The organism is uncultured Lamprocystis sp. (assembly GCF_903933125.1).
GTDB lineage: Bacteria > Pseudomonadota > Gammaproteobacteria > Chromatiales > Chromatiaceae > Thiodictyon.
Map to the genome: position 1 here is coordinate 1 of NZ_CAIZIZ010000416.1, position 4682 is coordinate 4682.

Genomic DNA, 4682 nt, shown 5'->3' on the forward strand with positions numbered 1-4682 from the left:
ATCGTAATCCCGGCCGGCGGTATGCGTAGTCAGGGCTTCCAGCCCTGACAGTGTCAGGCCAGGATGGCCTGACTACGCACCCGGCGCGCCCAAGTGGCCGGAACGACGATCAAGGCCAATTGCTTGGTGAAATCCTTTTGCATAGTAAAGTAGTTTTTGCAATTTCAGATTTGAAATGCCAGACTCTTCATCATCCAAGCCTTTCATGATGAAGAATTGGGCAACATCTCTCGCTGTGAGCATAATTTGCCTCCTGATTCGGAGTTTTTTACTTGTAACTCGTCATTTTAGCATTTTTTGTTACTGCGGTACAAGGTTGAAATTTTGGAATTCCGGGGACGAATTCCGGGGACGAATTCCGGGACGAATTCCGGGGAATTCCGGGGACAGTTTACTTAATACATCCTGGCCGACTTCCCGCTGACTTCTGAGGGCCTTGATCATCGTTCCGGCCGTAGGGTGGACAAGCGACAGCGCAGTCCACCGAATCCCGCGCAGTCGCTGGTAGACTGCGCTGCGCGTGTCTACCCTATGAGGCCACGTGGCCGGAACCAGGTTCAAGGCCCACTGTAGAGGACGACGTTGGAGTCGATGAAGCTACCGGGCATTGGCTTCGTCCCGATCGAAGACGAAGCTGCCGAAGTCCTTGCGGTAGGGCGCAAAAAAGGCGGTCAACTCGGCCAGCTTGGCGTCGTCGGCGGCAACCGCGGGGGCCTGGGGGTGGCGCGTCTTGAGATAGCCGATGAAGTCCATGACCTCGGCCTGCAGGGCCGCGGGCAGTGCGGTCGCTTCATGGGCGATCAGATCGACGGCGTTCATATGCGGACTCCGGGGATGGAATGGGACGACGATCGCAGTATCACATAAGGCCCCTGTATGTTCACTGGAAGAGCAGCCATTCCAAATGCTGTCGCCCCGCACCAGTCGGCACCCGATCAATATTGATCATTTGTAGTAACCGACGGCAACCACTAGACTTCGCCGATCAGGCCCCGCCGCGCCCTGCACGTCGGGAAAGCGCCAGATATTGCCCTCGTACCTGATATCCGCGCAGACGCTTGGTGTAGGGGCGGGTTTGAAACCCGCCCCTACATCCGGTTATCACGTCCGACGACTACAACAAAAGGGCCATCAGGCACCAACCCCCACGCGGGTTCGGGCCAAGCCCCGCGACCCGCTCCCATCCACTGGGCGCAGAGGACACCATGGTGACATCGACCCTTTCCGAACGGCACGCCCACAAGCTCTCGGCTGCCGCCGCGTACGGTCAGGCGCCCGGCGCGGCCGGGGGCTTGACCGAGACGGATCACCCCGGCGGCAGCGGGGGTCTGGACCTCTCGCCGACGATCCTGCAATCCTGGCAGCGCTGTCTTGCCCAGCCCGATCTGGACCCTTTGCGGCCCCGCGAGGTCCAGGTGCTGGATAGCGGCCTGCTGCGTGAACGTGCCGAGCCGCTGGCCGCGCTGGTGCGCCTGGCGGAGTCGGAGTTGCGCATCCTGCTGGAGTCGTTCGCCGGTTCCGGGTACGCCGTCATCCTCACCGATGCGGAGGGGGTGATCCTGCGGCATCTCTCCGACCGCGCCCTGGAGCGGGAATTGCGGGCGGTCGGCCTGTGGACCGGCGCGGACTGGGGGGAGGCGCGCTTCGGCACCAACGGCATCGGCACCTGCATCGTGGAGGGCCAGCCGGTGACGGTCCACCGCGAGGACCACTTTCTGCGCCAGAACATCGACCTGACCTGCTCCGCCGCGCCCATCCGCGACCCGGACGGCCGCCTCCTGGGTGTCCTGGACGCCTCCTGCTGCGCGGCCGAGGACTCCCGCTCCGGCCAGGCACTGGCGCGGGCGCTGGTCTGCAAGTCGGCCAGCATCCTGGAGAATCAGCACTTCCTGCGGCAGTATCGCGACCGCCGGGTACTGCGCCTGCACGACCGGCCGGAGGGCATCGGCCTGGCCCAGGAGTGCTTGATCGCGCTCGGGGAGGACAACCAGGTGTTGGCGGTCAATGGGGCGGCACCCGGTCTCCTGGGGGTCGGCGACCGGGCAGCGCTGCGTGGGCGCGCATTGGCGGAGCTCCTGTCCGGCGACCTCGAACCGCTCCTGCTTGGCATGCCGAGCAAGGGGGGTACGATCCGCGAGTTGCACGATCAGGCCCGCGGACGACGCCTGTTCGGCTTCGTTTACCAGTACCGCAAACCCCAGCGCCGCGCCGATCCGCGGGTCCCCGCCGCCGTGGCGGCAACGACCATCGGGCCGAACCCCTGCCGTGCCGACCTGTGCACCCTGGAGACCCTGGCGGGAAGTGACCCCGGCATGCAGCAGGCCGCGGCGCGCGCGCGGCGGGTGATGAACAAGCGCATCCCCATCCTGCTTCACGGGGAGACCGGGACCGGCAAGGAACTGTTCTCTCAGGCGTTGCACCGCGCCAGCGAGCGGCGCGACCGGCCCTTCGTCGCGTTGAACTGCGCCGCCATCCCGGAGGCCCTGATCGAGAGCGAGCTCTTCGGTTACCAGCACGGGGCCTTCACCGGGGCCAGCCGGGAGGGTCGGCGCGGCAAGATCGTGGAGGCCAGCGGCGGTACCCTGTTCCTGGACGAGATCGGGGACATGCCGCCCGCCATGCAGTCGCGCCTGCTGCGCGTCCTGGAGACGCAGGAGGTCATTCCGCTGGGGGCCGAGCGGCCGGTGCAGGTCGAAATCAACATCCTCGCCGCCAGCCACCGCGACCTGGCCCAGTTGGTGGTGAATGGGGGCTTTCGGGAGGACCTGTATTACCGGCTCAACGGCATCACGCTGCATCTGACCCCGCTGCGGCTGCGCGGCGATCTGGAAGAACTCGTGCTGCGGGTGCTGGAGGCGCAGAACGACACCGGCGCCGAACTGCGCGTGACCCCGGCGGCCATGGCGGCGCTGCTGGCCTTCGAGTGGCCAGGCAACATCCGGCAACTGCGCAACGTCATCCGCACCGCGGTGGCGCTCTGCGAGCAGGGCATCATCGAGGTCGATCATCTCAATCTGCCGCGCTTGCCGCGTACCGCCGCGCCGGCACCCGCGGTGATCGCCGATCCGCAGGCGCTGCCGGCGGGCGCCGAGGGCCCGCTCAAGGCGGCAGAGATCCAGTTGATCCGCGACTGTCTCGACCGCCACGGCTGGAACATCTCGCGCACCGCCGAGACGCTGAACATGAGCCGCAACACCCTTTACCGGAAGATCCGCCGCTATGGGATCGCGCCAAGCTGACCTAACCATTAGGGAACGCCTTTGGCGTCTCGGTCGTTGTCGTAATCGAAATCGAGATATCGCCTTCCTACCTGATATCCGGACAGACCCTTGGTGTAGGGGCGGGTTTGAAACCCGCCCCTACATCCGGTTATCACGTCCGAACGCTATAAAACCGGCCGGACATCGGGAACAGCATGGCACGACTTGGCGGCTTGGCGCGGCTCAGCCGTCGGACTGACCCTGCGCGAGGCGTGCCCGCAGAGCCGCCAGTTCGTGCTCCAGGCGCTGCCGGGTCTGGGCTTCGGCATCGGCCCGGTCCACGGCTTCGCGTCTGGCCTGGGCCTCGGCATCGGCCCGGTTCACGGCTTCGCGTCTGGCCTGGGCCTCGGCATCGGCCCGCCGCGCCTCGGCATCGGCCCGTTGCGCCTCGGCATCGGCCCGGTTCACGGCCTCGCGTTTGGCCTGGGCCTCGGCATCGGCCCGCCGCGCTTCGGTCGCCGCCTGCTCCCGATCCGCGCGCCAGCCGGGCAGGACGAAACCGGCATAAACCGGATCGTCGCGCAACGCCTCCAGCTCCGGTCGGCGCGCCAGGTCGGTCGGGCGGAATTGCAGCCCCGGCAGCACCCGCGAACAGATCACCCCGGCCTGCGGTGCGATGGGCGTATAGAACCCGGCCGGGGTGCGGGTGTAGAACGCCTGGTGAGCGGGGTTCTGGTGCAGGATGTAATACTCGGGTACGCCCCCGGCAGCGTATTCGGCCTTCTTGATGACGGTATCACGCTCGATGCCGCTTCGCTCCTGGTCGGACAGGGCCTCGATACAGAGGTCGAAGACCCCGCGGTAGGAGCAATCCAAGGGCAGCAGCGGCTGGGGATTGTCGTTGCGCACCACGCCGAAATCGGGCTTGCGGATGACGGTGCCGGTTGGCAGCGGCAGCCGGAAACCCATCTCCAAGCCGACCAGCTGCGCGCACGGGTGGGTGCGCAGGAAGTGCCGCACCAACTCGCTGAACCAGGCATAGACCAGAAAGGTCTCGAAATCGGACACCGGTTTCTCCTCCAGGCGGCCATTGTTCCACTCGTAATGGTGGTCCGACTCCAGGTAATACTCGGCCCAGTAGACCGCCTCCGAGACCAGGAGACCGTCCGCGGAGCGCGGTGTGGGGTCCGCCGCGGGCAGGCGGCGGGGCGGCGGGGTCGCGGACGCGGGTGCGGGTTGGGTGGCAGCGCTGGAGGACATGGGCGGCAGGCGTCCAGTGTTGGAATCGCAGAGCCCAAGCTTAGCACGAAGCGGGCGGGACCGGCTCCCGCGGGCGCTGCCGGCAGCAATTCCAAATTTGGGCAGCATCACGCAGCCCCTTGGTGGATGCAGCGCGCACGACCGGCGTGCCGGGTCCCTGACACCGAGCGGCGCGCCTTATCCACCCTACAGCGGGGCCGGTTCTGTAGGGTGGATAAGCGC

General features: G+C 66.3%; 4 protein-coding genes. 1 reads left to right on the top strand and 3 read right to left on the bottom strand.

Annotation, left to right across the window (positions count from 1 at the left end; all coding sequences use genetic code 11):
• Positions 1-72 precede the first annotated feature (72 nt).
• A complete protein-coding gene (locus tag QZY03_RS22120) occupies positions 73-243 on the bottom strand; it encodes a hypothetical protein (RefSeq protein ID WP_295584651.1) in 171 nt (56 codons plus the stop codon).
• A gap of 354 nt (positions 244-597) precedes the next feature.
• Positions 598-819, bottom strand: coding sequence for a hypothetical protein (locus tag QZY03_RS22125; protein WP_295584652.1), 222 nt, complete (start codon positions 817-819; stop codon positions 598-600).
• A gap of 386 nt (positions 820-1205) precedes the next feature.
• Between QZY03_RS22125 and QZY03_RS22130 the strand changes: the two genes are divergently transcribed.
• Entirely contained in the window at positions 1206-3239 is a 2034-nt protein-coding gene (locus QZY03_RS22130; protein WP_295584654.1) for a sigma-54-dependent Fis family transcriptional regulator, read from the top strand.
• A gap of 204 nt (positions 3240-3443) precedes the next feature.
• Here QZY03_RS22130 and QZY03_RS22135 read toward each other — a convergent pair whose 3' ends face one another.
• The gene (locus QZY03_RS22135; protein WP_295584655.1) at positions 3444-4460 is read right to left on the bottom strand and encodes a Uma2 family endonuclease; all 1017 of its coding nucleotides are present in this window, start codon (positions 4458-4460) and stop codon (positions 3444-3446) included.
• Positions 4461-4682 lie beyond the last annotated feature (222 nt).

Bases quoted from the DNA above. Each gene is read 5' to 3' on its own strand.
- QZY03_RS22120 (WP_295584651.1), bottom strand. From the start codon at position 243: ATGCTCACAGCGAGAGATGTTGCCCAATTCTTCATCATGAAAGGCTTG.
- QZY03_RS22125 (WP_295584652.1), bottom strand. From the start codon at position 819: ATGAACGCCGTCGATCTGATCGCCCATGAAGCGACCGCACTGCCCGCG.
- QZY03_RS22130 (WP_295584654.1), top strand. From the start codon at position 1,206: ATGGTGACATCGACCCTTTCCGAACGGCACGCCCACAAGCTCTCGGCT.
- QZY03_RS22135 (WP_295584655.1), bottom strand. From the start codon at position 4,460: ATGTCCTCCAGCGCTGCCACCCAACCCGCACCCGCGTCCGCGACCCCG.